The organism is Pseudomonas sp. SDO524_S393, assembly GCF_054071875.1.
The window spans coordinates 84400-111316 of record NZ_JBSVVZ010000006.1; the positions used below are offsets into that span (position 1 = coordinate 84400).

General features: G+C 59.1%; 22 protein-coding genes and 2 tRNA genes. 17 read left to right on the forward strand and 7 right to left on the reverse strand.

Annotated elements, in window-relative coordinates; genetic code table 11:
• Positions 1-2: 2 nt before the first annotated feature.
• Positions 3-407: an MFS transporter gene (locus ACW9IB_RS04690; RefSeq protein WP_457412581.1), complete on the forward strand. Its 405-nt coding sequence runs from the start codon at positions 3-5 to the stop codon at positions 405-407.
• 9 nt (positions 408-416) lie between these two features.
• On the opposite strand, the gene yhbY is transcribed toward ACW9IB_RS04690, so the two are convergent.
• Positions 417-725, reverse strand: a complete 309-nt coding sequence (yhbY, locus tag ACW9IB_RS04695) for a ribosome assembly RNA-binding protein YhbY (protein WP_457365763.1) — start codon at positions 723-725, stop codon at positions 417-419.
• A gap of 105 nt (positions 726-830) precedes the next feature.
• Between yhbY and rlmE the strand changes: the two genes are divergently transcribed.
• From rlmE to ACW9IB_RS04775, 16 genes are all read left to right on the forward strand, one after another.
• Positions 831-1481 (forward strand): 23S rRNA (uridine(2552)-2'-O)-methyltransferase RlmE, encoded by a 651-nt coding sequence (gene rlmE / locus ACW9IB_RS04700; RefSeq protein WP_457365764.1) that lies wholly within the window; start codon positions 831-833, stop codon positions 1479-1481.
• A 200-nt stretch (positions 1482-1681) separates the two neighbouring features.
• Entirely contained in the window at positions 1682-3592 is a 1911-nt protein-coding gene (gene ftsH / locus ACW9IB_RS04705) for an ATP-dependent zinc metalloprotease FtsH (protein ID WP_457365765.1), read from the forward strand.
• Positions 3593-3600: 8 nt separating this feature from the next.
• The gene (gene folP / locus ACW9IB_RS04710) at positions 3601-4452 is read left to right on the forward strand and encodes a dihydropteroate synthase (protein ID WP_457412555.1); all 852 of its coding nucleotides are present in this window, start codon (positions 3601-3603) and stop codon (positions 4450-4452) included.
• A 16-nt stretch (positions 4453-4468) separates the two neighbouring features.
• Positions 4469-5806, forward strand: coding sequence for a phosphoglucosamine mutase (gene glmM / locus ACW9IB_RS04715; protein ID WP_457365767.1), 1338 nt, complete (start codon positions 4469-4471; stop codon positions 5804-5806).
• A 66-nt stretch (positions 5807-5872) separates the two neighbouring features.
• Positions 5873-6628, forward strand: coding sequence for a triose-phosphate isomerase (gene tpiA, locus ACW9IB_RS04720; protein WP_015885920.1), 756 nt, complete (start codon positions 5873-5875; stop codon positions 6626-6628).
• Between the two features lie 4 nt (positions 6629-6632).
• Positions 6633-7016 (forward strand): preprotein translocase subunit SecG, encoded by a 384-nt coding sequence (secG, locus tag ACW9IB_RS04725; RefSeq protein ID WP_010206600.1) that lies wholly within the window; start codon positions 6633-6635, stop codon positions 7014-7016.
• Between the two features lie 22 nt (positions 7017-7038).
• Positions 7039-7124 (forward strand) — tRNA-Leu (locus ACW9IB_RS04730).
• A 97-nt stretch (positions 7125-7221) separates the two neighbouring features.
• Positions 7222-7298, forward strand: a tRNA-Met gene (locus ACW9IB_RS04735).
• A 140-nt stretch (positions 7299-7438) separates the two neighbouring features.
• Positions 7439-7897: a ribosome maturation factor RimP gene (rimP, locus tag ACW9IB_RS04740; RefSeq protein ID WP_003235029.1), complete on the forward strand. Its 459-nt coding sequence runs from the start codon at positions 7439-7441 to the stop codon at positions 7895-7897.
• 47 nt (positions 7898-7944) lie between these two features.
• Positions 7945-9426, forward strand: a complete 1482-nt coding sequence (gene nusA / locus ACW9IB_RS04745; protein ID WP_457365768.1) for a transcription termination factor NusA — start codon at positions 7945-7947, stop codon at positions 9424-9426.
• Between the two features lie 27 nt (positions 9427-9453).
• Positions 9454-11982, forward strand: coding sequence for a translation initiation factor IF-2 (infB, locus tag ACW9IB_RS04750; protein ID WP_457412557.1), 2529 nt, complete (start codon positions 9454-9456; stop codon positions 11980-11982).
• 159 nt (positions 11983-12141) lie between these two features.
• Entirely contained in the window at positions 12142-12537 is a 396-nt protein-coding gene (rbfA, locus tag ACW9IB_RS04755; RefSeq protein WP_457365770.1) for a 30S ribosome-binding factor RbfA, read from the forward strand.
• Positions 12538-12540: 3 nt separating this feature from the next.
• Entirely contained in the window at positions 12541-13458 is a 918-nt protein-coding gene (gene truB, locus ACW9IB_RS04760) for a tRNA pseudouridine(55) synthase TruB (protein ID WP_457365771.1), read from the forward strand.
• A 116-nt stretch (positions 13459-13574) separates the two neighbouring features.
• Entirely contained in the window at positions 13575-13844 is a 270-nt protein-coding gene (rpsO, locus tag ACW9IB_RS04765; protein ID WP_003177875.1) for a 30S ribosomal protein S15, read from the forward strand.
• Between the two features lie 196 nt (positions 13845-14040).
• Positions 14041-16146 (forward strand): polyribonucleotide nucleotidyltransferase, encoded by a 2106-nt coding sequence (gene pnp / locus ACW9IB_RS04770; protein ID WP_457365772.1) that lies wholly within the window; start codon positions 14041-14043, stop codon positions 16144-16146.
• Positions 16147-16444: 298 nt separating this feature from the next.
• Positions 16445-16792, forward strand: coding sequence for a BON domain-containing protein (locus ACW9IB_RS04775; RefSeq protein WP_457345780.1), 348 nt, complete (start codon positions 16445-16447; stop codon positions 16790-16792).
• A 284-nt stretch (positions 16793-17076) separates the two neighbouring features.
• On the opposite strand, the gene ACW9IB_RS04780 is transcribed toward ACW9IB_RS04775, so the two are convergent.
• From ACW9IB_RS04780 to panB, 6 genes are all read right to left on the reverse strand, one after another.
• A complete protein-coding gene (locus ACW9IB_RS04780; protein WP_457412558.1) occupies positions 17077-20007 on the reverse strand; it encodes a DUF748 domain-containing protein in 2931 nt (976 codons plus the stop codon).
• An 87-nt stretch (positions 20008-20094) separates the two neighbouring features.
• Positions 20095-21111, reverse strand: a complete 1017-nt coding sequence (locus tag ACW9IB_RS04785) for a class I SAM-dependent rRNA methyltransferase (RefSeq protein ID WP_457412559.1) — start codon at positions 21109-21111, stop codon at positions 20095-20097.
• Between the two features lie 87 nt (positions 21112-21198).
• Positions 21199-23136: an acetate--CoA ligase gene (gene acs / locus ACW9IB_RS04790; protein ID WP_457412561.1), complete on the reverse strand. Its 1938-nt coding sequence runs from the start codon at positions 23134-23136 to the stop codon at positions 21199-21201.
• A gap of 105 nt (positions 23137-23241) precedes the next feature.
• A complete protein-coding gene (gene pgi, locus ACW9IB_RS04795) occupies positions 23242-24906 on the reverse strand; it encodes a glucose-6-phosphate isomerase (RefSeq protein ID WP_457365776.1) in 1665 nt (554 codons plus the stop codon).
• A 212-nt stretch (positions 24907-25118) separates the two neighbouring features.
• Positions 25119-25970, reverse strand: a complete 852-nt coding sequence (gene panC / locus ACW9IB_RS04800) for a pantoate--beta-alanine ligase (RefSeq protein WP_457412562.1) — start codon at positions 25968-25970, stop codon at positions 25119-25121.
• Entirely contained in the window at positions 25967-26767 is an 801-nt protein-coding gene (panB, locus tag ACW9IB_RS04805; protein ID WP_457365778.1) for a 3-methyl-2-oxobutanoate hydroxymethyltransferase, read from the reverse strand. The genes panC and panB overlap by 4 nt, the downstream gene beginning before the upstream one ends.
• Between the last annotated feature and the right edge of the window lie 150 nt (positions 26768-26917).

Genomic DNA, 26917 nt, shown 5'->3' on the forward strand with positions numbered 1-26917 from the left:
CCATGCTTTGGCAGTTCGCCCAGATGCTTTGGGTGGGCGGCCTTTGGCTATTGCATATGGGTGTACTGCCGGCGTTGGGCTTGATTGGCCTTGCGCCGTTGCTGATCGATGAGATCGGCGGATTATTGAGTGCGCTGCTGGTGGGATTTGCGGCGGCGTGCGTGACGCTTCAAGCGCTTGTGCTGGTCAAGGCCGAGGGTTTGGGCAGTTTGTGGCGGGATATGCGCGGCCAGTTGCTGCTGATGGCACTGTATGCGTGCGCAATGTTTTGCCTGGTGCGTCTGTTTTGGCCCGAGGCGTTGCGCTGGCAGTTGTTCAGCTATCTTGTGTTGGGCCTTTCAGGTTTGCTGCTGGTCTTGCAGCCGGCGCCGGGATGGAGTGGCAGGGCGTGCGAGGCACGCCCGTGACCCTTTTCTTCACTTGAAGCGATGAACGTTCGACAGTTGTTTGTTAACGTCGAAGTTGCGGCGGTACAGCAGTGCCATCTTGCCGATGATTTGCACCAGATCAGCCTTGCCAGCCTTGCCCAACTCCGCGATGGCGGCCAGGCGGGCTTCGCGGTCGAGGATGTTGACCTTGACCTTGATCAGTTCATGATCGCTGAGTGCGCGTTCGAATTCGGCTAAAACACCTTCAGTCAGACCATTGTCAGCCACAATCAGAACTGGTTTCAGATGGTGGCCAATGGATTTGTACTGTTTCTTCTGCTCTGGAGTGAGCGGCATAATCTGACCTCTGCGTCTGATCTTGTAAAAAGCGGCGGCCAGTTTACCCGAGCGAGTCCGGGACCGCCCACTTAATCACGACCGGTTTTATTTTCGAGGTGGCCCGTGGCCCGTTCCAAAACCAGCCTTAACTGGCTAAAAGAACATTTCAACGACCCTTACGTCAAAAAGGCACAGAAGGACGGCTATCGTTCGCGCGCCAGCTATAAGCTGCTTGAGCTGCAGGACAAAGACAAGTTGTTCCGTCCCGGTATGAGCGTGATTGACCTGGGTGCGGCCCCGGGTGGCTGGTCGCAGGTGGCCAGTCGTCTGATTGGTGGGCAAGGCCGGTTGATCGCATCCGATATCCTCGAGATGGACAGCATCCCGGATGTAACCTTCGTTCATGGCGACTTTACCGAGGATGCCGTACTGGCGCAGATCCTGGAGGCCGTAGGAAATTCTCAGGTAGACCTTGTGATTTCCGACATGGCCCCCAATATGAGTGGATTACCGGCTGTCGATATGCCGCGAGCCATGTTCCTCTGCGAGTTGGCATTGGATCTGGCGGGTCGGGTACTGCGTCCGGGCGGAGATTTCCTGGTCAAGGTCTTCCAGGGTGAGGGCTTCGACGAGTACCACAAGAACATCCGCAAACTGTTCGACAAGGTGCAGATGCGCAAGCCGGACTCCTCGCGGGACCGCTCGCGCGAACAGTACTTGTTGGCACGGGGTTTCCGGGGCATCGAAGGTGCTGCCAGCGATGAGCGTCTTTGAGAGTTTGAGGGAGGCCGATAGGTTTTTTTATATCGCTTTCGTCACGAAGCTTTACGAATATTGTGTAGTCAAAGTTTCACAAAGGGTTACAGACGGCGCCTGCCAGAGTTGTAGGTAATGTAGTAAGTTAGGCCGGTGAATATCATGCGAAGCGCGCGCCAGTAGCGGAGCTTGCTTCAGAGGGTAGTTAATTGAACGATATGGCAAAGAATCTGATCCTGTGGTTGATCATCGCGGCTGTCCTGGTGACGGTGATGAACAACTTCTCCAGCCCTAACGAACCACAGACCCTCAACTATTCCGACTTCATCCAGCAAGTCAAGGATGGCAAAGTCGAGCGCGTGGCGGTTGACGGCTTCGTTATCACCGGCAAACGCAACGACGGCGACAGCTTCAAGACCATTCGTCCGAATATCCCGGATAACGGCCTGATCGGCGATCTGGTGGATAACCACGTGGTTGTCGAGGGCAAGCAGCCTGAACAGCAGAGTATCTGGACCCAGTTGCTAGTCGCCAGCTTCCCGATTCTGGTGATCATTGCCGTGTTCATGTTCTTCATGCGCCAGATGCAAGGGGGCGCGGGAGGCAAGGGCGGCCCGATGAGCTTTGGCAAGAGCAAGGCGCGTCTGCTTTCTGAAGATCAAGTGAAAACCACCCTGGCCGACGTGGCGGGTTGCGACGAGGCGAAGGAAGAGGTCGGGGAACTGGTCGAATTCCTGCGCGACCCGGGCAAGTTCCAGCGTCTGGGTGGTCGCATTCCACGTGGCGTGCTCATGGTAGGGCCTCCGGGTACCGGTAAAACCCTGCTGGCCAAGGCGATTGCCGGCGAAGCGAAAGTGCCGTTCTTCACCATTTCCGGCTCTGACTTCGTTGAAATGTTCGTCGGTGTCGGCGCAAGCCGTGTTCGAGACATGTTCGAGCAGGCCAAGAAACACGCTCCATGCATCATCTTCATCGATGAAATCGACGCCGTTGGCCGCCATCGTGGTGCTGGCATGGGCGGTGGTCACGATGAGCGCGAGCAGACGCTCAACCAGTTGCTGGTAGAGATGGACGGCTTTGAGATGAATGACGGGATCATCGTCATTGCAGCCACCAACCGTCCGGATGTGCTCGACCCTGCGCTGCTGCGTCCGGGCCGCTTCGACCGTCAGGTGGTGGTGGGCTTGCCGGATATCCGTGGTCGCGAGCAGATCCTGAAAGTACACATGCGCAAAGTGCCTATGGGCGATGACGTGGCTCCGGCCGTGATCGCCCGTGGTACCCCGGGTTTCTCCGGTGCTGACCTTGCCAACCTGGTGAACGAAGCTTCGTTGTTCGCCGCGCGTGTCGGCAAGCGTATTGTCGAGATGAAAGAATTCGAGCTGGCCAAAGACAAGATCATGATGGGCGCCGAGCGCAAATCCATGGTCATGTCCGAGAAAGAGAAGCAGAACACCGCGTATCACGAGGCGGGTCACGCCATTGTGGGGCGCGTTGTGCCTGAGCATGACCCGGTCTACAAGGTGTCGATCATCCCGCGTGGTCGTGCGCTGGGTGTCACCATGTTCCTGCCGGAAGAGGATCGTTACAGCCTCTCCAAGCGTGCACTGATCAGTCAGATTTGCTCGCTGTACGGTGGTCGGATCGCGGAGGAAATGACACTGGGCTTCGATGGTGTGACCACGGGCGCTTCCAACGACATCATGCGTGCGAGCCAGATTGCGCGGAACATGGTGACCAAGTGGGGGTTGTCGGAAAAACTCGGTCCCTTGATGTATGCCGAAGAAGAAGGCGAAGTGTTCCTGGGGCGTGGCGGCGGTGGTCAGAACGCCAGCTTCTCCGGTGAGACGGCCAAGCTGATCGACTCTGAGGTGCGTAGCATCATCGACCAGTGCTATGGCACCGCGAAGCAGATCCTGACGGATAATCGCGACAAGCTGGATGCCATGGCGGATGCGCTAATGAAGTACGAGACGATTGACTCGGATCAGATCGACGACATCATGGCGGGTCGCGAGCCTCGTGAGCCTCGCGATTGGGAAGGCGGTTCGGGGACTTCTGGCACTCCGCCAGTGGTTCGAAACGAGCGCCCTGAAGCCCCGATCGGCGGTCCCGCAGCTGACCACTAAGGTTTGAAATGACTTCTGCGTTGTCCTCGACCCGATTGCCTTGCGGCAATCGGGTTCTTGATTTGGCCCATACACATGTCATGGGCATTCTGAATGTAACCCCCGATTCCTTTTCCGATGGCGGCCGCTTCAGCCAGCTTGACGCAGCTTTGCGCCATGCCGAGGCGATGGCGGCGGCTGGTGCGACGCTGATCGACGTGGGAGGGGAGTCCACCCGTCCAGGTGCCCGCGTTGTCTCTCCTCTGGAGGAGCTTGAGCGGGTTGCGCCTATTGTCGAGAGAATGGCTCGAGAGCTGGATGTGATCATCTCGGTGGATACCTCGACGCCGGCCGTGATGCGCGAAACCGCACGCCTTGGTGCTGGCTTGATCAATGATGTGCGCTCCCTGCAGCGCGATGGCGCCCTGGATGCGGCTGCGGCCACGGGGTTGCCGGTGTGTCTGATGCATATGTTGGGCGAGCCCGGCAATATGCAGGACAGCCCGCACTATGATGATCTTGTGGGCGAGGTCTCGGGCTTTCTGGCTGATCGCATCAGTCAGTGCGCTGCGGCAGGAATTCCTGCTGACCGGATCATCCTTGATCCGGGGTTTGGCTTTGCCAAGACCCTTCAGCACAACCTGAGCCTGTTCAAGCATATGGAAGCACTGCATGCCCTTGGTCGGCCCTTGTTGGTCGGTGTTTCACGCAAGAGCATGATAGGGCTGGCGTTGAATCGCCCGGTGGGCGAGCGGTTATACGGCGGCCTGGCGCTGGCGGCGCTGGCCATGGCCAAGGGCGCGCGTATCCTGCGTGTCCATGACGTCGCTGAAACCGTGGATGTGGTACGCATGATTGCCGCTGTAGAATCGGCCGAATAAGAATGATGGAGCACTTATGACTAAAAAATACTTTGGCACCGACGGTATTCGTGGTCGGGTCGGCGAGTTTCCGATTACTCCAGATTTCATGCTCAAGCTCGGCTGGGCGGCAGGCATGGCGTTCCGCAGTATGGGCGCGTGTCGCATCCTGGTCGGTAAGGACACCCGTATTTCGGGTTACATGTTTGAGTCGGCGTTGGAGGCAGGTCTGTCCGCCGCTGGTGCGGATGTGATGCTGCTCGGGCCAATGCCGACGCCGGCGATCGCTTACCTGACGCGTACCTTTCACGCTGAAGCCGGTATTGTGATCAGTGCTTCGCATAACCCGCATGACGACAATGGCATCAAGTTTTTCTCCGGCCAGGGCACCAAGCTGCCGGACGAGATCGAGCTGATGATCGAAGAGTTGCTGGATGCGCCGATGACGGTGGTCGACTCCAGCAAGTTGGGCAAGGTTTCGCGTATCAACGATGCTTCGGGCCGCTATATCGAGTTCTGCAAAAGCAGTGTGCCGACCAGTACCAACTTTGCCGGTTTGAAGATCGTCGTCGACTGCGCGCACGGCGCGACCTACAAGGTGGCGCCGAGTGTATTCAAGGAGTTGGGGGCGGATGTGACGGTGCTGTCGGCCCAGCCCAATGGCTTGAACATCAACGAAAACTGCGGCTCCACCCATATGGAGCAACTGCAGGCCGCCGTCCTGGCCGAGCATGCCGACCTGGGTATCGCGTTCGACGGTGATGGTGATCGCGTGCTGATGGTGGACCATACAGGCACTATCGTCGACGGCGATGACCTGTTGTTCATCATTGCGCGTGATCTGCACGAGCGTAACAAGCTGCAAGGCGGTGTCGTCGGTACGCTGATGAGTAATCTGGGGCTTGAGCTGGCCCTGGCCGATCTGGGAATTCCTTTTGTTCGTGCCAACGTGGGCGACCGTTATGTGATTGCCGAGCTGCTGGAGCGTAACTGGCAGGTGGGCGGTGAAAACTCCGGGCATGTCGTGTGCTTCCAGCACACCACCACGGGTGATGCGATCATTGCCGCGTTGCAGGTTCTGCTTTCGTTGCGTCGTCGTGAAGAGAGCCTGGCCCAGGCGCGCCAAGCTTTGCGTAAATGCCCGCAAGTGCTGCTCAACGTGCGTTTTGCCGGCGGCGAAAATCCGATCGATCACCCTGCTGTCAAAGAAGCTTGTGAGCGTGTGACGCTCGCTATGGCGGGCCGTGGGCGAGTGCTGCTGCGTAAGTCCGGCACAGAGCCTCTGGTGCGTGTCATGGTCGAAGGTGACGATGAAAATCAGGTTCGCGGCCATGCCGAAGACCTGGCAAAACTGGTAACTGATGTTTGCGCCTGAATTCGGCTTGCCAGTGATGATGTGGTTGGGTAACATCTGCGCCCACTTTGACCGACGAGGTACAGCATGCGTCGCACTATGGTAGCTGGTAACTGGAAGATGCACGGTACCCGCGCCAGTGTCGCTGAGCTGATCAATGGCCTTCGTCACCTGGCTTTGCCTAGCGGTGTCGATATCGCGGTTTTTCCGCCTTGCTTGCATATCACCCAAGTGGTTGATGGCTTGAAAGGCAAGTCGATTCAAGTCGGTGCGCAGAATTCTGCGGTGGAAGCGATGCAGGGTGCGTTGACCGGTGAGATTGCGCCGAGTCAGTTGGTTGATGCGGGTTGTTCCTATGTGCTGGTTGGGCACTCCGAACGCCGTCAGATGATGGGCGAACGTGATGGGACGCTCAATCGCAAGTTTGCAGCAGCACAGGCTTGTGGCCTGATTCCAGTGTTGTGCATAGGGGAGACCCTGGAGCAGCGTGAGTCGGGCAAGACTCTTGAGGTTGTCTCGCGTCAGCTGGGCAGCATCATCGAGGAGCTGGGTGTAGGTGCTTTTGCGAAAGCAGTCATTGCATACGAGCCGGTCTGGGCCATTGGCACCGGGCTGACTGCTACACCGCAACAAGCGCAGGATGTGCACGCCGCCATCCGCGCGCAGTTGGCGGCAGAGAATTCTGAGGTCGCACAAGGTGTGCGTCTTCTATACGGCGGCAGCGTGAAGGCGGCCAATGCGGTCGAACTGTTCGGCATGCCGGATATCGATGGGGGGCTCATTGGTGGAGCTTCCCTGAATGCAGATGAGTTCGGTGCGATCTGTCGCGCCGCGGGAAACTGAAAAAATGCTGGAAACAGTCGTAGTCGTTTTTCATCTGTTGGCTGCCCTGGGCGTAGTTGCCCTGGTTTTGTTGCAACAGGGTAAAGGTGCGGATGCTGGTGCGTCTTTCGGTGCAGGTGCTTCAAATACTGTGTTCGGAAGCCAAGGTTCCTCTACCTTTCTTAGTAAGTTTACTGCTATACTTGCCGCCGGTTTCTTCATAACCAGCTTGGGGTTAGGTTACTTTGCTAAAGAGAAGGCTCATGTGCTGACTCAAGTAGGTTTGCCAAACCCAGCGGTGCTGGAAGTACCAAAAGCAAAACCGGCTTCTGATGATGTCCCGGTGCTTCAAGAGCAAAAGTCGGCTACTCCAGCGACTGACGTACCTCCAGCTCAAGAGCAGAAGTAAGAAGGGTTGTAAACGCTGTATTGCCGAGGTGGTGGAATTGGTAGACACGCAACCTTGAGGTGGTTGTGCCCATAGGGTGTAGGGGTTCGAGTCCCCTTCTCGGTACCAATTAGTCAGGAGAGCCCGCAATTGCGGGCTTTCTTGCAGGTGGAAGGTTACATTGACCCTGCAAGGGATCGGTCGTATACTTCCGCCCCAGCTTTGTCGCGGGGTGGAGCAGTCTGGTAGCTCGTCGGGCTCATAACCCGAAGGTCGTCGGTTCAAATCCGGCCCCCGCAACCAGTTTTAGCGGAGCCCCTTTTAAGGGGCTTTTTGTTAGCTGGACACTTTCAACGCCGCTGTTCGACGGCGTTTCAAGGATGGGCGTTTCGCCCATTTTTTTATTTTGCACAGCATGCACATACATGCACGAGGGGGTTCAGGTGTCGAGCAAGCTAGAAGAGTTGCAGGCCTTGTTGGCCCCGGTGGTCGTGGCCCTAGGCTATGAATGCTGGGGTATTGAGTTTTCGGCTCAAGGTCGCCACTCAATGTTGCGCGTTTATATCGATAAAGAGGGCGGCGTGCTGGTGGACGATTGCGCCATTGTCAGCCGTCAGATCAGCGGTGTGCTGGATGTTGAAGATCCAATCTCCGTTGAATACACCCTCGAAGTTTCCTCGCCAGGCATGGAACGCCCACTGTTCACTATTGATCAGTTTGCAAAATTTGCCGGTGAACAAGTGAAGATCAAGCTGCGATCTCCCTTTGAAGGGCGGCGCAACTTTCAGGGCCTTCTGCGCGGTGTAGAAGAACAGGATGTCGTGGTGCAGGTAGAAGACCATGAGTTCCTGTTGCCGATCGATATGATCGACAAGGCCAATATTATTCCCAGTTTTGACTGAGACGCGGATCCCGCGGATCCAATGGCTTGCGAAAGGCGAGGCGTACGATGAGCAAAGAAGTACTGCTGGTTGTTGAGTCGGTATCCAATGAAAAGGGCGTACCGGCAAGCGTGATTTTTGAAGCGCTGGAGCTGGCCCTGGCCACTGCTACCAAAAAGCGTTTTGAAGACGAAGTTGATCTGCGTGTGGAAATCAACCGCCACACCGGTGCCTATGAGACGTTCCGTCGCTGGACGGTCGTCGAAGAAAACGATCTTGATGATCCGGCCATCGAAACCTGGCCAAGCAAGGTTGCGCAAACGCACCCGGGCGCCAGCGTGGGTGATGTCGTCGAAGAAAAGATCGAGTCGATCGAATTCGGCCGCATTGCTGCACAGACCGCCAAGCAGGTCATCGTGCAAAAGGTTCGCGAAGCCGAGCGTGCCCAAGTCGTTGACGCCTATCGCGAGCGCTTGGGTGAAATCATCTCCGGTACCGTGAAGAAGGTCACCCGCGACAACGTGATCGTTGACCTTGGCAACAACGCCGAAGCGTTGCTGGCCCGCGAAGACATCATCTCCCGTGAGACCTTCCGTGTCGGCGTGCGTCTGCGCGCGCTGCTCAAGGAAATCCGCACCGAAAATCGCGGCCCTCAGCTGATCCTGTCGCGTACCGCGCCGGAAATGCTGATCGAGCTGTTCCGTATCGAAGTGCCGGAAATCGCCGAAGGCCTGATCGAAGTCATGGCAGCGTCCCGCGACCCGGGCTCTCGCGCCAAGATCGCTGTGCGCTCCAAAGACAAACGCATCGACCCGCAAGGCGCGTGCATCGGTATGCGCGGCTCGCGTGTCCAGGCCGTGTCGGGTGAGTTGGGTGGCGAGCGTGTCGATATCGTGCTGTGGGACGATAACCCGGCGCAGTTCGTGATCAACGCGATGTCGCCGGCTGAAGTGGCGGCAATCATCGTTGACGAGGATGCCCATGCCATGGACATCGCCGTCGGCGCAGACAACCTGGCTCAAGCCATTGGTCGTGGTGGTCAGAACGTGCGTCTGGCTAGCCAACTGACCGGCTGGACCCTGAACGTGATGACCGAATCGGACATCCAGGCTAAGCAGCAAGCTGAAACCGGCGACATCCTGCGCAACTTCATCGACGAGTTGGAAGTCGACGAAGAGTTGGCACAGGTGCTGGTAGATGAAGGTTTCACCAGCCTGGAAGAGATTGCCTACGTACCGTTGGAAGAAATGCTCAACATCGACGGCTTTGACGAAGACATCGTCAACGAGCTTCGCGCTCGTGCCAAGGATCGTTTGTTGACTAAAGCCATCGCTACTGAGGAAAAGCTGGCAGACGCCCATCCGGCCGAAGACCTGCTCTCGCTTGAGGGTATGGACAAGGATTTGGCGATGGAACTGGCGGTGCGCGGCGTAATTACCCGCGAAGACCTGGCCGAGCAGTCTATTGACGACCTGCTCGACATCGACGGCATTGACGATGATCGTGCCGGCAAGTTGATCATGGCCGCCCGAGCCCATTGGTTCGAGTAATTAGGCGCGGCCTGAGGAGAGAAGTGCATGACGCAAGTCACGGTGAAACAACTGGCCGATGAGGTCAAAACACCGGTAGAGCGCCTGTTGCAGCAGATGCGTGAGGCAGGTCTGCCGCACACCGCCGCCGATGAAGGTGTGAGCGACAGTGAGAAGCAGTCTTTGCTGACTCACTTGAAGAGCAGCCACAAGGCGAAAGTGGAAGAACCGCGCAAGATTACATTGCAGCGCAAAACCACCAGCACCCTGCGGGTTGCTGGTAGCAAGAGCATCAGCGTTGAAGTACGCAAGAAGAAAGTCTTCGTACAGCGCAGCCCGGAAGAAATCGAAGCCGAGCGCAAACGCGAACTGGATGAGCGTCGCGCAGTAGAAAATGCTGCCCGTCAGAAGGCTGAAGAAGAAGCCAAGCGTCGCGCCGAAGAAGAAGCGCGTCGCCAGCCTGCTGCTGCGCAACCTGCCGTCACCGAAGCAGTTGCTGCTCCTGCCGTTGCCGCGCCTGTCGAGCCTGTGCGTGAAGCCGCTCCGGTTGCCCCTGCTCCGGCACCTGCTGCCGACCGCAAGCGCGACGAGCCGCGTCGTCCGGACAAACCACGTGCCGACGATAACAACCGTCGCGGCGGTGGTGGCGATGGCGAGCGTAAAAACGCTCCGCATCGTGCCTCGGTCAAAGAGAAAGCACCTGCTCCACGCGTTGCCCCACGTACTACCGACGAAGAAAGCGATGGCTTCCGTCGTGGTGGTCGCGGCAAGGCCAAGCTGAAGAAGCGCAACGCCCACGGTTTCCAGAGCCCGACCGGCCCTGTCGTGCGTGAAGTGAAGATCGGCGAGACCATCACTGTGGGCGACCTCGCCCAGCAGATGTCGGTCAAGGCTGCTGAAATCATCAAGTTCATGTTCAAGCTGGGTACACCGGCCACCATCAACCAGGTACTGGATCAGGAAACTGCCCAGCTTGTGGCTGAAGAGTTGGGCCACAAAGTGACCCTGGTCAGTGACACCGCCCTGGAAGATTCCTTGGCTGAGTCCCTGAAGTTTGAAGGTGAGGCGGTCTCCCGTGCACCGGTTGTGACCGTAATGGGGCACGTTGACCACGGTAAGACTTCCCTGCTCGACTACATCCGTCGTGCCAAGGTTGCTGCTGGCGAAGCCGGTGGTATCACCCAGCACATCGGCGCATACCACGTTGAAACCGACCGTGGCATGGTGACGTTCCTCGATACCCCGGGTCACGCTGCGTTTACCGCCATGCGTGCCCGTGGTGCCAAGGCGACCGACATCGTGATCCTGGTGGTTGCAGCGGACGACGGCGTGATGCCGCAAACCATCGAGGCTGTCCAGCACGCTCAGGCGGCTGGCGTTCCTCTGGTGGTTGCAGTGAACAAGATCGACAAGCCGGGTGCCGACCTCGATCGCATCCGCAGCGAACTGTCGGTTCACGGCGTGACATCGGAAGATTGGGGTGGCGACACGCCTTTCGTACCCGTCTCGGCGAAGATGGGTACCGGCGTTGACGAACTGCTCGAAGCTGTTTTGCTGCAGGCTGAAGTGCTGGAACTGACCGCCACCCCATCGGCCCCAGGTCGTGGTGTCGTGGTTGAGTCCCGTCTCGACAAGGGCCGTGGCCCGGTTGCGACCGTTCTGGTTCAAGACGGTACCCTGCGCCAAGGCGACATGGTGCTGGTCGGTTCGAACTACGGCCGTGTACGTGCGATGCTCGACGAGAACGGCAAGCCTATCAAGGAAGCTGGTCCTGCGATTCCGGTCGAGATTCTCGGCCTGGACGGTACGCCGGACGCTGGCGACGAGATGAGTGTGGTGGCCGACGAGAAGAAGGCCCGTGAAGTTGCTCTGTTCCGTCAAGGCAAGTTCCGTGAGGTCAAGCTGGCCCGTGCTCACGCCGGCAAGCTGGAAAACATCTTCGAGTCCATGGGCCAGGAAGAGAAGAAGACGCTTAATATCGTCCTCAAGTCCGACGTTCGTGGTTCTCTGGAGGCGTTGCAAGGCGCCCTGAATGGCCTGGGTAACGACGAAGTGCAAGTGCGCGTGGTCGGTGGCGGTGTCGGTGGTATCACCGAGTCCGACGCCAACCTGGCATTGGCTTCCAATGCTGTACTGTTCGGCTTCAACGTGCGTGCCGATGCCGGCGCTCGCAAGATCGTCGAGCAGGAAGGTCTGGACATGCGTTACTACAACGTCATCTACGACATCATCGAAGACGTCAAGAAAGCCCTCACCGGCATGCTTGGCAGCGACGTCCGGGAGAACATCCTGGGTATCGCCGAAGTACGTGACGTGTTCCGTTCGCCGAAGTTCGGTGCGATTGCCGGCTGCATGGTGACCGAAGGTACCGTGTACCGTAACCGTCCGATCCGCGTACTGCGTGAAGACATCGTTATCTTCGAAGGCGAGCTGGAATCCCTGCGCCGCTTCAAGGATGACGCGTCCGAAGTGCGTAACGGCATGGAGTGCGGTATCGGCGTCAAGAGCTACAACGACGTCAAGGTCGGTGACAAGATCGAAGTCTTCGAGAAGGTTCAGGTTGCTCGCAGCCTCTGACTCACGGACTTCAAGGGCCACAGCGCGTGTGGGCATGTACATGCCCTGCGCGGTGTCCGGACTCTAAACGCAACGCCCGGTCTGGCTTTTGTCAGGCCGGGCGTTTGCCGCTTTCAGACCCCACGGCTTTCGCCGTGTGGCAGTAACAGGTAACAAGACATGGCAAAAGAATACAGCCGTACCCAGCGTATCGGCGATCAGATGCAGCGTGAGCTGGCACAGTTGATTCGTCGTGAAGTCAAAGACCCGCGCGTCGGCCTGGTCACCATCACCGCTGTTGACGTCAGCCGCGATGTGGGCCACGCCAAGATCTTCATCACCGTGATGGGCCAGGAAAACGGCGATGACATCGCCCAGACCATCAAAGTGCTCAACTCGGCAGCAGGTTTCCTGCGCATGCAACTGGCCCGTGAGATGAAGCTGCGCAGCGTTCCGCAGTTGCATTTCCACTACGACGAAAGCGTTGCGCGTGGCGCACACCTGTCTGCGTTGATCGAGCGCGCGGTGGCTGAAGACAGCCAGCATGCGCCAGCACCTGAAGACGCCAAGGAGTAAGCGGTGGCTCAGGTCAAACGTATCCGTCGTAACGTCAGCGGTATCATCCTGCTGGACAAGCCGCTGGGCTTTACCTCCAACGCGGCCTTGCAAAAGGTCCGCTGGCTGCTCAACGCCGAGAAGGCCGGGCACACCGGCAGTCTCGATCCTCTGGCCACCGGTGTGTTGCCGTTGTGCTTTGGCGAGGCAACCAAGTTCTCCCAATATTTGCTCGACTCCGACAAGGGTTACGAAACCCTGATGCAACTGGGCAAGACCACCACCACGGCCGATGCCGAAGGTGAGGTTTTGCAGGTGCGTGACGTGACCGTTGGTCGAGTTGATATTGAGGCTGCCTTACCCGGTTTTCGTGGAGAAATCAGCCAGATACCGCCGATGTACTCGGCGCTCAAGCGGGATGGGCAGCCTCTTTACAAGTTGGCGCGTGCGGGCGAAGTAGTGGAGCGTGAACCACGTTCTGTTACTATTGCGCGCTTGGAATTGCTCGCCTGCGAAGGCGACACCGCCCGCTTGGCCGTGGACTGCAGCAAAGGCACCTATATTCGTACCCTGGTGGAAGATATTGGTGAAAAGCTCGGTTGCGGCGCGTACGTTGCAGAACTGCGACGCACCCAGGCCGGACCTTTCAGTCTGGCCCAGACGGTCACACTGGAAGAGTTGGAAGCGGTACATGCCGAAGGCGGCAATGAAGCAGTCGATCGCTTCCTGATGCCATCGGACAGCGGTTTGCAGGATTGGCCCTTGCTGCACTTCTCGGAGCACAGCGCGTTCTACTGGCTCAATGGCCAGCCGGTACGTGCCCCGGATGCACCGAAGTTCGGCATGGTGCGGGTACAGGATCACAATGGTCGCTTCATCGGGATCGGTGAAGTGAGCGAAGACGGGCGCATCGCGCCACGTCGACTGATTCGGTCAGAATGACCGAACGAGGGTGGCTGTTAACAGGCACGGTCACTTCCTCATTTTTAGATACAGGGATTTGTCCCTGGCCTGTTGAGACCGCCCCTTGGGGGGTCTCCTGAAAGAAGGATTGCCTCATGGCTCTCGACGTTCAAGAAAAAGCACAAATCGTTGCTGACTACCAGCAGGCTGTTGGTGACACTGGTTCGCCAGAAGTGCAAGTTGCACTGCTGACCCACAACATCAACAAGCTGCAAGGTCACTTCAAGGCCAACGGTAAAGATCACCACTCCCGTCGTGGTCTGATCCGCATGGTAAACCAGCGTCGTAAGCTGCTGGACTACCTGAAAGGCAAGGATCTGGGTCGTTATCAGACTCTGATCGGTCGCCTGGGTCTGCGTCGCTAATAAGCGATTGCGCTAGAGGTTGGTTGTCTGCCGTGCGTCAGTGGGATTTCCGCTGGCGCATGGTAGGCTCCCAGCCTCAAGTTTTATCTGGACACACGTTTTACCCCTGGACGAGCGTTGGGCCGACTCCCGACATTGCCCAAGAATTTCGCAAGAAGACAAGTTCCCCCAAGAGCCACAAAGAAGGTAGGACACCGTGAACCCGGTTATCAAAAAATTCCAGTTCGGTCAGTCGACCGTTACCCTCGAGACAGGCCGTATTGCCCGTCAAGCCTCCGGCGCAGTGCTGGTTACCGTTGACGATGACGTCACCGTTCTGGTGACCGTTGTTGGCGCCAAGACCGCTGACCCAAGCAAAGGCTTCTTCCCACTGTCCGTTCACTACCAGGAAAAGACTTACGCTGCCGGTAAGATCCCTGGCGGTTTCTTCAAGCGCGAAGGCCGTCCTTCCGAGAAGGAAACCCTGACTTCCCGACTGATCGACCGTCCGATCCGTCCGCTGTTCCCAGAAGGCTTCATGAACGAAGTGCAGGTTGTCTGCACCGTGGTTTCCACCAGCAAGAAGACCGATCCGGACATCGCTGCGATGATCGGTACCTCGGCTGCACTGGCCATCTCCGGCATTCCTTTCGATGGCCCGATCGGCGCTGCCCGCGTTGCGTTCCATGAAAGCACCGGTTACCTGCTGAACCCGACTTACGAACAACTGGCCGCTTCCAGCCTGGACATGGTCGTTGCCGGTACCGAAGAAGCCGTACTGATGGTGGAATCGGAAGCCAAAGAGCTGACCGAAGACCAGATGCTGGGCGCTGTACTGTTCGCCCACGACGAATTCCAGTCGGTCATCAAGGCTGTCAAAGAGCTGGCCGCTGAAGCTGCCAAGCCAACCTGGACCTGGGCTCCACAAGCTGAAGCCACCGAACTGCTGGGCGCTATCCGCTCCGAGTTCGGCGCTGCCATCTCCGAGGCCTACACCATCACCGTCAAGGCCGACCGTTACGCGCGCCTGGGCGAGCTGAAGGATCAGGTTGTAGCCAAGCTGTCCGGTGAAGAAGGCCAGCCTTCCGCCGGTGACGTCAAAGCTGCATTCGGTGAAATCGAATACCGCACCGTTCGCGAAAACATCGTCAACGGCAAGCCGCGTATCGACGGTCGCGACACCCGCACTGTGCGCCCGCTGAACATCGAAGTCGGCGTTCTGCCGAAAACCCACGGTTCGGCACTGTTCACCCGTGGCGAAACCCAGGCCCTGGTCGTTGCGACCCTGGGTACTGCCCGTGACGCCCAACTGCTGGACACCTTGGAAGGCGAGAAAAAAGACCCCTTCATGCTGCACTACAACTTCCCTCCGTTCTCGGTGGGCGAGTGTGGTCGTATGGGCGGTGCGGGTCGTCGCGAAATCGGTCACGGCCGCCTGGCTCGTCGTTCGGTTCAGGCCATGCTGCCGGCGGCTGATGTGTTCCCTTACACCATTCGTGTCGTATCGGAAATCACCGAGTCCAACGGTTCCAGTTCCATGGCTTCGGTCTGCGGTGCTTCCCTGGCACTGATGGACGCCGGTGTACCGATGAAGGCGCCGGTGGCTGGTATCGCCATGGGCCTGGTGAAAGAAGGCGAGAAATTCGCGGTTCTGACCGACATTCTGGGTGACGAAGACCACCTGGGCGACATGGACTTCAAGGTAGCCGGTACCGCCAAAGGCGTGACCGCGCTGCAGATGGACATCAAGATCAAAGGCATCACCGAAGAAATCATGGAGATCGCCCTGGGCCAAGCCCTGGAAGCTCGCCTGAACATCCTCGGTCAGATGAACCAGATCATTGGTCAATCGCGTACCGAACTGTCGGCCAACGCTCCGACCATGATCGCGATGAAGATCGACACCGACAAGATCCGTGACGTCATCGGTAAAGGCGGCGCGACCATCCGTGCCATCTGTGAAGAGACCAAGGCTTCGATCGACATCGAAGACGACGGCTCGATCAAGATCTTCGGCGAAACCAAAGAAGCCGCAGAAGCTGCGCGTCAGCGCGTTCTGGGCATCACTGCCGAAGCCGAGATCGGCAAGATCTACGTTGGCAAGGTTGAGCGCATCGTCGACTTCGGCGCGTTCGTGAACATCCTGCCGGGCAAGGACGGTCTGGTTCACATCTCCATGCTGAGCGATGCTCGTGTTGAGAAAGTGACCGACATCCTGAAAGAAGGCCAGGAAGTGGAAGTGCTGGTACTGGACGTGGACAACCGCGGTCGTATCAAGCTGTCCATCAAGGACGTAGCAGCAGCCAAGGCGTCGGGCGTTTAATCACTCCCGTCTTCACGCTGAGAAAAAGGATCCTTCGGGATCCTTTTTTTATGGCGACAGGAAAGTGAAGCGAAATCAGCCGTTTACCCGGCGATAAAAACTGCAAGTTGCATGCAGGCAGGATGGCTTTCATGCAAGTTGCACGATTCTGAAAAATGCATAAATTTTTAACTTGTTGATTTAAAACAGTTTTATGGGTCGGTAAGACTTGGCACAGCGCCTGCAACATTAAGAGTAACCCTGCAGCATCAATCAAGTAGTCACGCTGCAGACTTTCGAAAAAACAGGAGTTACTCGTATGAAGAAGTTCGCTATCGCTGCTGCAACTGCCACCGCGCTGACCCTGACCATGGCTAACGTTGCGTTCGCCCAGACTTCACAGGCTCCAATGGTTGTCGCCGCGGGTGAAGTGACCAAGGCCAAGGAAGCGACCTCCGACACCTGGATCACCACCAAAGTGAAAAGTGACCTGGTTACCGAGAAAGGCATTCCTGGCACCGACATCAAAGTCGAAACCAACAAAGGCGTAGTGTCCCTGTCTTCGACCGTAGCCATTACCGAAGCACAGAAAACCACCGCGGTGAACATCACCAAGAAAATCAAAGGCGTTAAAGCTGTATCGGCCGATGGTCTGAAAGCAGAGTAACGCAGCATTTTCGTTTGAACTGAATAGCGGCGGCTAAGGGTGAGCTAGATATCCACCCAATGCACCTCTGGAGTTCATGCGACCGACCACAAGGATGTGGTCATTACAGGCCCCGGCACTTGTGTCGGGGCCTGTTCTATTTCAGGGCGCATAAAATCGTCATCGTGGCCAGAATTCAATGTGGGAGCGGGCTTGCCCGCGAAGGCGTGGTGTCAGCTGACGGATTGGTCGACTGATTCACCGCATTCGCGGGCAAGCCCGCTCCCACATTTGGATTTGTGTTGTTATTCGGCGTCCAGATGCATGGGTGTGACGACCCGGCCATCCTTCTCGGCCTGACCCAGGTTCGCGTCAATGAAGTACACCCGGTCATCTTCCAACTGACCTTTGTCCACCAGATAGTCCTTGATCGTGCTTGCGCGGTCCTGGCCCAGTTGGCGCAGCAGGACGTCACTGGAGCTCCAGAACTTGATCACGCCTTCACGCAGCTTCGCAGAGCGCTCGTCGTAGCTCAGATCCTTCCACTCGGCAGGCGGCTGCTGCTTCAGACGAGTACGATAGATGCCTTCCAGCAGCGGCGCTTTCTCTTTCTCCGGTACGACCAGCAGCGATGCCTGGGCCGGGACTTTGTCGCCACGGCGTTGCAGGATCTTGTAGTAGTTGTACTGGTATTCACGCTCCAGGCGTTGTGCTGCCAGAAATGGACCGTCGCTGCTGGCGGCGGCGGTGCCTTCAATTTCCAGGCGTAGGGCCGGACGTTCTTTCAATGCCTTGGCCAGGCTGTTCAAGGCGCCTTCGGCATCCTTGCTCAAATCGCTGGAGCCGGCGGCGAAAGACACATTCCCCAGGTCTTCCGCGCCACCGCCACTGATCAGCCCACCAATGAACTTGAAGGGCGCGGTGGCCGCGCGTACCACCAGGTTGCGCAGGGTTTGCCACACAATCGGCATCACGCTGAATTGCGGGTTGTTCAGGTCACCGCTCACTGGCAGCTCGATGGAGATCTTGCCGTCAACGTCCTTCAGCAGGGCTATCGCCAGGCGAATCGGCAAGTCCACGGCATCGGCACTGTCGACTTTCTCGCCCAGCTGCAATTGTTCGACCACCACTTTGTTTTCAGCCTTCAACTGGCCCTTGGTGATCACATAGTGCAGGTCGAGGTTGAGGCGGCCCTTGCGGATACGGAACCCTGCGAACTTGCCGGAGTAGGGCGTCAGGGTGGTCAGTTCGACGCGTTTGAAGCTGGTGGCGATATCCAGCGCGGCCATCGGATCGAACGGGTTCACGCTGCCCTTGATGGTGACCGGCGCATAACGGTCCACCTTGCCCTTGATGTCGACGCTGGCCGGTTTGGCCTGGCGGCTGTCGATGGTACCGATCTGCCCGTTGAGCTGTTGAATCGCCGTCGCAAAGTTGGGCGTGAGGCTGAAGTCGGCAAAGTTGGCCGAACCGTCGTTGATCGCAATCTGGCCGATGCGGATGCCCAGTGGTTTTTCCTTGCTCGCCGATTTGCTCGCCGACTTGGCACCGCTGTCGGCGGGTTGCGGGATCAGCAAGTCATCGACGTTGGTGGTGTGGTCGTCGTTGATCATGAAGCGCGCATAGGGTTGCAGCAGGTTGACCTTGTCGATCGACAGGCTCTCGCCGTGCTGGTAATTCAAGCCTTCGACCACCAGGCGCTGCCATTTGACGAAGTCACGGGTCTTGAGGGTATCCAGGGTGTGCAGCTGGTCCACCTGGGCCCGGCCAGTCACTTGCAGTGCCAGGGGCTCGGTACTTTTCAGGTTCACATCCAGGTTGCTGCCCAGCATGCCGCTGCGCAGTTCAAGGCGAATGAACGGGCTGATATAGGACTGAGCGACCCGCAGGTCTAGGTCCTGAGTATTCACTTTCAGCTTGGCACTGACCGGGTTGAGATTGACCTCGCCGGTTGCCTGGATCTTGCCCTGCTTGCCCAGGCCGCTATCGACTTTCAAGGTGAAGGGGCTCTGGTTGAGGCTATCGAAGTTCTGCACGTCGATGTTCAGCGGGCCCAACTCCAGTGCGACCGCCGGCTTGGCCTGTCGGTCCGCCAGATGCACCTGGTAATTGCGCAGTTGCACGTCCTTGAGCAGTACTTGCCAGGGTTTGGCAGGGGCCTTGGGTTCGGCCTTGGGCGAGTCGGCGGTGGCCGGCGCAGTGGCGGGTTCGGGTTTCCGGTCCGGCTTGCTCGGTTGGCCGGCAAACAGTTTCTGCCAATCCAACTGGCCATCCGCCTCACGCGCGGCCCAGGTTTCCAGCTTGTTGCTACGGATTTTGCCGACCATCACTTGCTGCTTGGCCAGGTCTATCGTCGTTTCGCTGACGTCCAGGCGCTCCAGGCGCACCAACGGGCGGCCATCCGGCGCCTTGATGGCGAAGGGAGCAATGCTGGCGCTGGTGTCGGTCAGGTTCAGCGCGGTCTCTTTGGCCAGGCTGAATTTATAAGCCGTACTGAAGTTGAGCACACCGTCTTCAAGCACCAGTGGCAGGGCGTCGCGCACGTAGGGCCACCAGGCTTTCATCTTGCCATCGGTGACTTTCAGCGTGCCTTCGGAGGTGATCGGCACCAGGCTGAAGTTACCTTTCCAGTCGATTTGCCCGCCTTCCGGCCCGGCGGCGACCAAGGTCATATCGGCATTGTCTTCGGGCAAGGTGCTGAGGTTCTTCAGCTCGAAGTCGAGTTTGTCGTAAAGGAATTCGATGGGCTCGCTGGGGCGCAAGTCTTCAAAGTGCACATAACCGCTGGCCAGCTTGATGCTATCGATGCGCAGCGGGAAGGGTTTGGCGTCGGGATCGGCCGGGGTCGGCTCGCTGGGCGGGAGTTTGAACAGTTGCGCCAGGTTCAGCTGGCCGGACTTGTCGAACAGCACTTCGGTCTTGGGTTTGTCCAGTTGCACATCTGCCAAGTGCAGGGCACGGGTCCACAGGCTATCGAGTTGCAGGTTGGCATAGAGGCGCTCAAAGCCCAGTTGTTCCTTGCCCGGCTCGCCGATTTTCAGGCCCCACAGGGTCAGTTCCAGGCTGAACGGGTTGAGTTCGATCCGTTCGATGCGCGCCGGCACCGTGGCGTAGTTGGCCAGTTGTTGGTTGGCAATGCGAAGGGCGATGCCAGGGAGAATCAGGAAGCCCAGCAGGCTGTACAAGGCAAGGGCGGTCAGCAAGGCGCCAGCGGCGCGAATCAATCCTTTGGGCATGGGGCGGCGCCATCTATGTCAAACAAGAATGCCTTGGAGTATGGCACGGCTTTTCGGTTCCGAAGAGTCGGGCCTTTGGGAAACATCCTACAGTTGCAGTATCAGCGTCTTCAGGGGGGGCTGATGATCGTGGGAGGGGAAATCCGCGCCCGGCGTCATGATGCTCCAGTCCCGTACCGGACGGCCGGCTTTTTCCGCGCAGCGCAGCACCTGGTCGCGCCAATCGTCCATGCCGACCTTTGCCAGATTGTTGCAGCAGATCAACACGCCGTTGTCTGCGGTCGCCAGAAGGGCTGGCTTGAGCAGGCTCTGGTAGTCGCGCAGCAAGTCGACGGTGCCGAACGCACTCTTGGCCCAGGCCGGCGGGTCCAGCAGGACCAGGTCATATTGACGTTGCTCCAGGCGTGGATAGCTCGGCAGTTTTTGCCCGCGACGCTGGGTAATCGGCAAGCCGGCCAATTGGCGGATGGCCGGGAAGTAATCGGATTGCACAAAGTGCATCTCGGGCAATTGCGGGTTCAGGGCGCCGTTCTCGCGCCCGACCGCCAGGTTACCCTCGGCGAAGTCCAGGTTGCATACCTCGCGGGCCCCGCCGGCGGCGGCGCTCAAGCCCACGCCGCAGGTGTAGGCGAACAGGTTGAGCACACTTTTGCCGGCACTGTGGTCCTTGACCCAGCCCCGGGTATTGCGCAGGTCCAGGAACAGCAACGGGTCCTGCCCGGCATGGCGCCCGCGTACGCGGTAGTTGAGACCCCACTCGTGGCCGATCAGGTCCTCCAGCGCAGACGGTTCAGCTTTGTATACCGTGTCCTCACGGTCGATCCGCGAGTTGCCACGGGAGCGGTCGTTGTACACCAGCCGCAATTCCAGGCCCATGTACTGGCTGACTTGCTGGTGCAAGTCCAGCAGATCTTCGGTTTGCAACGACTGGTGAAAGCTCTGCACCAGCAATTGCGGGCCGTAGCGGTCGATGGTCAGGCCGCCGGCCCCTTCCTGGCTGCCGTGGAACAGGCGATAACAGTCGGTGCCCTGGGCGTGCAACTCGTTGATCAGGTCTTGGCGATGATCGAGGGCGGCGCGCAGCGCCTGATTCAAGGAGGACATGGAGCGTGTTTTGCTCTGGATAAAGATGGGCGCGGAGTTTAGCAGCTATGGGCGGCGGCCTACATCAGGCCGGCCGCCCTCTGCGTCTTATCGATTCAGGCGCTTGTCGATAAGCCCCTCTACCACGCTGGGGTCGGCCAGGGTCGAGGTGTCGCCCAGGCTGTCCAGTTCATTGCAGGCGATCTTGCGCAGAATCCGCCGCATGATCTTTCCGGAGCGGGTTTTCGGCAGGGCCGGTGCCCACTGGATCAGCTCCGGCTTGGCAAAGCTGCCGATTTCCTTGCTGACCAGATCCAGCAAGTGTTTTTTCAGCTCTTCGCTGGGTTCCACACCGTTCATGGGCGTTACAAAGGCATAGATGCCTTGTCCCTTGACGTCATGGGGATAGCCCACCACGGCGGCCTCGGCGACCAGGTCATGCAGCACCAGCGCGCTCTCCACCTCGGCGGTACCGATACGATGGCCGGACACGTTGATCACATCGTCGATACGCCCGGTGATCCAGTAATCGCCGTGTTCATCGCGCCGCGCGCCGTCACCGGTGAAGTAGTAGCCGGGGTAGGGCTTGAAGTAGGTATCGATCATGCGCTGCGGGTCGCCGTAGACACTGCGAATCTGCCCCGGCCAGCTGGCCTTGATTGCCAGCACGCCACTGCCGGCGCCGCTGAATTCCTTGCCGTGCTCATCCAGCAGCACGGGTTGTACGCCAAACATCGGCTGGGTCGCGCAGCCCGGCTTGATGCGCTGGGCGCTCACCAGGGGGCTGAGCATGATGCCGCCGGTTTCGGTCTGCCACCAGGTGTCCACGATCGGGCAGCGTTGCTCGCCCACGGCGTTGAAATACCAATCCCAGGCTTCCGGGTTGATCGGCTCACCGACGCTGCCCAGCAGACGCAAGCTGGCGCGGGAGGTGTTTGCCAGCGGCGCCTGGCCTTCACGCATCAGGGCCCGCAGGGCGGTAGGGGCGGTGTAGAAGATGTTCACCTGATGTTTGTCGATCACCTGCCAGAAGCGCGAACTGTCCGGATAGCTCGGGACCCCTTCGAACATCAGTGACGTGGCGCCATTGGCCAGCGGGCCGTACACGATATAGCTGTGGCCGGTGACCCAGCCCACGTCGGCCGTGCACCAGAACACTTCGCCGTCGCGGTAGTCGAGCACGTATTTGAAGGTCATCGCCGCCTGCAGCAGGTAACCGCCAGTGGTGTGCAGTACGCCCTTGGGTTTGCCGGTGCTGCCGGAGGTATAGAGGATGAACAGCGGATCCTCGGCGTCCATCGGCTCGGGCGGGCAATCATCGCTGGCTGCGTCCAGCGCTTGCTGGTACTTGAGGTCACGGCCTTCGCTCCAGTTCACGCTCGCGCCGGTGCGCTCCACCACCAGCACGGTACTGACATTCGGGCAACTGGCGAGGGCCTTGTCGACGTTCTGCTTCAGCGCTACCGGCTTACCGCCGCGCACGCCTTCATCGGCAGTGATCACCGTGCGGCAGTCGGCATCCAGGATGCGGTCACGCAGCGCATCCGGCGAGAAGCCCCCAAACACCACCGAATGCACGGCGCCGATTCGTGTGCAGGCCAGCATGGCGTAGGCGGCCTCCGGGATCATCGGCATGTAGATGCACACCCGGTCGCCTTTCTTCACGCCACGGCTTTTCAACACATTGGCCAGGCGACTGACGTTTTGATGCAGTTGGCGGTAAGTGATTTTGGAAGACTTTGTCGGATCGTCGCCCTCCCAGATGAAGGCCGGTTGATCAGCGCGTTGCGCCAGGTGGCGGTCGATGCAGTTGTAGCTGACGTTCAGTTGCCCGCCCGCAAACCATTGTGCCGCGCCGGTCTTGATGTCCGAGTGCTGAACGGTGTGCCAGGGTTTGATCCAGTCGAGAAAGCCTTTGGCCTGTTCGCCCCAGAAGGTGTCGGGCTGTTCGATGGATTGGCGGTAGAGGCGCTGGTAGTCCTCTTGACTGAGTTGCGCAGCCCGGCGGACGGCATCGGCGGTGGGGAACGTGCTGATATCGAACATGAGCGATCCTTATTCTTGTTTTTGCGACAAGCGATAAAGATGCACCCTGTGGCGGGAGGGTTCAAGGCCAACGTCCAAACGCACGTTGGCCTTGAGGGACCGGCATCAGCCGCGATGACGACCGCGGAAGTAGTTGATCAGGCCCTGGGTCGAGGCATCTTCGGCTGAAGTTTCCTCGGCGCCGGTCAAGCGGTTGTAGACGCCCTTGCCCAGTTCCTTGCCCAATTCCACGCCCCATTGGTCGAAGGCGTTGATGCCCCAGATCACGCTCTGCACGAACACTTTGTGTTCATACATGGCCACCAGTGCGCCCAGGCGACGCGGGCTGATGCGCTCGACCACCAAGGTGTTGCTCGGGCGGTTGCCCGGGATCACCTTGTGCGGTGCCAGCTTCTGTACCTCGGCTTCCGCCAGGCCTTTGTCGCGCAGCTCGGCTTCGGCTTCGCTGCGGGTCTTGCCGAGCATCAGCGCCTGGCTCTGGGACAGGCAGTTGGCGTACAGCCACTGGTGGTGGTCGGATACCGGGTTGAAGCTGACGATCGGTACGATGAAGTCGGCCGGAATCAGTTGGGTGCCCTGGTGCAGCAACTGGTGATACGCATGCTGGCCGTTGCAACCCACGCCGCCCCAGATGACCGGGCCGGTGTCGGTGGCCACGGGGGTACCGTCCTGGCGCACGCTTTTGCCGTTGGATTCCATGTCCAGCTGCTGCAAATGCTTGGTGATGTTACGCAGGTAGTGATCGTACGGCAGGATCGCGTGGCTCTGCGCGCCCCAGAAGTTGCCGTACCAAACGCCCAGCAGGCCCAGCAGCACCGGCATGTTCTGTTCGAAAGGGGCGTTCTGGAAGTGCTGGTCCATGGTGTAGGCACCGGACAGCAGCTCCTTGAAGTTGGACATGCCGATGGCCAGCGCAATAGGCAAACCGATCGCCGACCACAGCGAATAACGACCGCCGACCCAGTCCCACATCGGGAAGATGTTCTCTTCGCGGATGCCGAAGGCCACGGCCGCCGCGTTGTTGCTCGAAACGGCGATGAAGTGGCGATACAGCTCGGCTTCCGAGCCGCCCTGGGCCAGGTACCAGGCGCGGGCGGCCTGGGCGTTTTTCAGGGTTTCCAGGGTATTGAAGGATTTCGACGAGACGATGAACAACGTGGTCTCGGCGCGCAGCTTCATGGTCAGTTCGTGGAACTCGCTGCCGTCGATGTTCGCCAGGTAGTGGCAACGCACGCCTTTGTGGGCATAGGACAGCAGCGCTTCGGACACCAGCTCGGGGCCGAGGAAGGAGCCACCGATGCCGATGTTCACTACGTCGGTGATCGGTTTTTCGGTGTAGCCACGCCACAGGCCGTCGTGGATGCGGCCGACCAGGTCGGTGATCTGGTTCAGCACCTTGTGCACGTCGGGCATGATGTTCACGCCGTTGACCGACAGCTTGTCACCTACCGGGCGACGCAGGGCGGTGTGCAGGGCAGGGCGGCCTTCGGAGGAGTTGACCGGCTCGCCAGCGTACAGCGAGTTGATCGCGTCCTTGAGGCCGACTTCCTTGGCCAGGCCCACCAGCAGGTCACGGGTTTCGCTGGTGATCAGGTTTTTCGAGTAATCGAGGAAAAGTCCGCAGCTGCTCAAGGTGAACTGGGAGAAACGCTGAGGATCGGCATTGAACGCGTCGCGCATGCTGAAATCCTGCATGGCTTGGCGATGTTGATTGAGCGCTTGCCAGGCGGGCAGAGCGGTAACGTCATGAGGAGTGCGGTAGTACGCCATCGCTGCGGGTTTCCTTTTATTACGGGGACTGCCTTTAGGACACTTCAAAGCCCGGAACGTCCTGCTTTCATCAAGCGGCCGATTCCAGACAGCGCTAACCAGGAGCGCAGGGCGATTACATTAAACCTAGCGTGTCGATATGTCTTGGCTTTGTCTGCGCTGAGGCCGGTACTTTTTTATACCGGCCTCGCGAGGAGAGCAACAGGAGGGAGTCAGTCGAGGGTCAGGTGCAGGTTGTCGATAAGGCGGGTGTTGCCCAGATAAGCGGCGACCAGCACCACGATATCCCGATCGTCGGGCGTGGCGGGGCGCAGGTGGACGCCCTGGCGCACTTCGAGATAGTCCATTCGCAGGCCTGCCGCTTCGATCTGCTTGATCTGGTCGGCGCGCAACCTGGCGAAGTCGCGCTCACCGACCTTGATGGCCGTGACTATCTGGCTGAGGCTGCGGTACAGCACCGGAGCGATGGCGCGCTGCTCTTCGGTGAGATAGCCGTTGCGCGACGACAGCGCGAGACCGTCGTCGGCGCGCACGGTGGGCTCGCCGATGATCTGGATCGGCATGTTCAGGTCATGGACCATGGCGCGGATCACGGCCAGTTGCTGATAGTCCTTCTGGCCAAACACGGCCATGTCCGGCTGCACCATGTTGAACAGCTTGCTGACCACGGTGGCCACGCCCTCGAAATGCCCGGGACGGCTGGCGCCGCACAGGCCTTCGGACAATTGCGGCACGCTGACGCGGGTCTGACCCGTCATGCCACCGGGGTACATTTCTTCGACGGTCGGTGCGAACAGCAGGTTGCAGCCGGCTTGCAGCAGCTTTTCCTGATCGGCGGCGAGGGTGCGGGGGTATTTGTCCAGGTCTTCGCCGGCGCCGAACTGCAGCGGGTTGACGAAGATGCTCGCGACCACGAAGTCTGCCTGTTGCGCGGCTTTGGCCACCAGCGTGGCATGACCGCTGTGCAGGTTGCCCATGGTGGGCACGAAGCCAATGCGTTTGCCGGCACTGCGTGCGTGAGCCACGGCTGCGCGCAATTCGCGTACGGTCTTGACGGTATTCATGCGGAGAATCCGTGTTCGGCGCCGGGGAAAGTCACGCCTTTGACTTCGGCCACATAGGCACTGAGTGCGGCGTGAATGCTGTCCTGGCCGGCCATGAAGTTCTTCACGAACTTCGGCACGCGGCCACTGATCGACAGGCCGAGCATGTCATGCAGCACCAGCACCTGACCATCGGTAGCCGGGCCGGCGCCAATGCCGATCACCGGCACTTTGACCGCTTGAGTGATTTCGGCGGCCAGCTCGCTGGGCACGCACTCCAGCAGGATCATCGCCGCGCCGGCTTGTTCCAGGGCAATGGCATCGGCGCGCATCTGGCGCGCCTGGGCCTCATTGCGACCCTGTACCTTGTAGCCGCCGAGGATATTCACGGATTGCGGCGTCAGCCCCATGTGCGCGCACACGGGCACGCCTCGCTCAGCCAGCAGGCGAATCGACTCGGCGAGCCACGCGGCGCCTTCCACCTTGATCATATGGGCACCGGCCTGCATCAGCTTGCCGGCATTCTGGAACGTCTGTTCAGGGGTGGCGTAACCCATGAACGGCAAATCGGCAATGATGAAGGCGCCATCGTTGCCGCGTTTGACGCTGGCAGTGTGATAGGCGAGATCATCGGTGGTTACTGGCAGGGTGCTGTCATTCCCTTGAAGAACCATGCCCAGGGAGTCGCCCACCAACAACACTTCAACCCCGGCCTGGCAACTGGCATGGGCAAAGGTGGCGTCGTAGCAGGTCAGCATGGTGATTTTTTCACCCTTGAGCTTGAGGCTCTGCAGGGTGGTCAGGGTAATGTCTGGCATGAAAAGAGTCCTCATTCAGGCGCTTGGAACCAGCGAGTAACGCGCGTGAGTCTTCGTTTATACAGGCGCACTTTCTTCAGAGCAGTGCTTATAAGGCCTGGATTGCGCCCTTTAGCGCCGGGTTGGCGGCAGCGGGACGCCTATAGTCGT

What these genes read in the sequence shown, in the direction of transcription:
- ACW9IB_RS04690 (WP_457412581.1), top strand. Translation starts at nt 3, where the DNA reads ATGCTTTGGCAGTTCGCCCAGATGCTTTGGGTGGGCGGCCTTTGGCTA.
- yhbY (WP_457365763.1), bottom strand. Translation starts at nt 725, where the DNA reads ATGCCGCTCACTCCAGAGCAGAAGAAACAGTACAAATCCATTGGCCAC.
- ftsH (WP_457365765.1), top strand. Translation starts at nt 1,682, where the DNA reads ATGGCAAAGAATCTGATCCTGTGGTTGATCATCGCGGCTGTCCTGGTG.
- folP (WP_457412555.1), top strand. Translation starts at nt 3,601, where the DNA reads ATGACTTCTGCGTTGTCCTCGACCCGATTGCCTTGCGGCAATCGGGTT.
- glmM (WP_457365767.1), top strand. Translation starts at nt 4,469, where the DNA reads ATGACTAAAAAATACTTTGGCACCGACGGTATTCGTGGTCGGGTCGGC.
- tpiA (WP_015885920.1), top strand. Translation starts at nt 5,873, where the DNA reads ATGCGTCGCACTATGGTAGCTGGTAACTGGAAGATGCACGGTACCCGC.
- secG (WP_010206600.1), top strand. Translation starts at nt 6,633, where the DNA reads ATGCTGGAAACAGTCGTAGTCGTTTTTCATCTGTTGGCTGCCCTGGGC.
- nusA (WP_457365768.1), top strand. Translation starts at nt 7,945, where the DNA reads ATGAGCAAAGAAGTACTGCTGGTTGTTGAGTCGGTATCCAATGAAAAG.
- infB (WP_457412557.1), top strand. Translation starts at nt 9,454, where the DNA reads ATGACGCAAGTCACGGTGAAACAACTGGCCGATGAGGTCAAAACACCG.
- rbfA (WP_457365770.1), top strand. Translation starts at nt 12,142, where the DNA reads ATGGCAAAAGAATACAGCCGTACCCAGCGTATCGGCGATCAGATGCAG.
- rpsO (WP_003177875.1), top strand. Translation starts at nt 13,575, where the DNA reads ATGGCTCTCGACGTTCAAGAAAAAGCACAAATCGTTGCTGACTACCAG.
- ACW9IB_RS04775 (WP_457345780.1), top strand. Translation starts at nt 16,445, where the DNA reads ATGAAGAAGTTCGCTATCGCTGCTGCAACTGCCACCGCGCTGACCCTG.
- ACW9IB_RS04780 (WP_457412558.1), bottom strand. Translation starts at nt 20,007, where the DNA reads ATGCCCAAAGGATTGATTCGCGCCGCTGGCGCCTTGCTGACCGCCCTT.
- ACW9IB_RS04785 (WP_457412559.1), bottom strand. Translation starts at nt 21,111, where the DNA reads ATGTCCTCCTTGAATCAGGCGCTGCGCGCCGCCCTCGATCATCGCCAA.
- acs (WP_457412561.1), bottom strand. Translation starts at nt 23,136, where the DNA reads ATGTTCGATATCAGCACGTTCCCCACCGCCGATGCCGTCCGCCGGGCT.
- pgi (WP_457365776.1), bottom strand. Translation starts at nt 24,906, where the DNA reads ATGGCGTACTACCGCACTCCTCATGACGTTACCGCTCTGCCCGCCTGG.
- panC (WP_457412562.1), bottom strand. Translation starts at nt 25,970, where the DNA reads ATGAATACCGTCAAGACCGTACGCGAATTGCGCGCAGCCGTGGCTCAC.
- panB (WP_457365778.1), bottom strand. Translation starts at nt 26,767, where the DNA reads ATGCCAGACATTACCCTGACCACCCTGCAGAGCCTCAAGCTCAAGGGT.